The 452-nt window shown below is 42.9% G+C and carries 1 protein-coding gene; it reads left to right on the top strand.

From position 1 onward, the window contains the following. Positions 1 to 452: DUF7507 domain-containing protein (locus ACNKXV_RS13340; RefSeq protein WP_470269808.1), on the top strand; the 452-nt coding region annotated here is incomplete at both ends.

Genomic DNA, 452 nt, shown 5'->3' with positions numbered 1-452 from the left:
ATCAATAACGGTACTACCCTATCAAATACTGCAAGTGTAGTAACCAACGAAGTACCTGGTCCTACCAGCGCTACTGCCAATACTACCATTGATCAGAATCCTCTTATGACGCTGGTTAAAGATGGTACCTTCAACGATACTAATAACGATGGAAATGCCGATGCAGGTGAAACCATCTCGTATACCTTTACGGTTACCAACACTGGAAATGTAACATTGACGAACATTCAGGTTACCGATCCTAAAGTAACTGTAAGCGGAGGACCTATTAGCCTTGCTCCGGGTGCTAGCGATGACAAAACTTTTACTGCTACTTATACCATCACGCAGGCAGATGTAGATGCTGGAGAAGTGGTTAACACTGCCGTAGCTAATTCAGATGAAACTACAGGTCCGGTAAACAGTAATGAGGAAAAGACTCCGCTTTCTAAAGAAGCGAAACTTACTATTAC

Origin of the sequence: Christiangramia aquimixticola (assembly GCF_048285835.1) — a bacterium.
In the GTDB taxonomy this organism is placed as follows: domain Bacteria; phylum Bacteroidota; class Bacteroidia; order Flavobacteriales; family Flavobacteriaceae; genus Christiangramia; species Christiangramia aquimixticola.
This window is presented reverse-complemented; position numbering and strand designations above follow the sequence as displayed.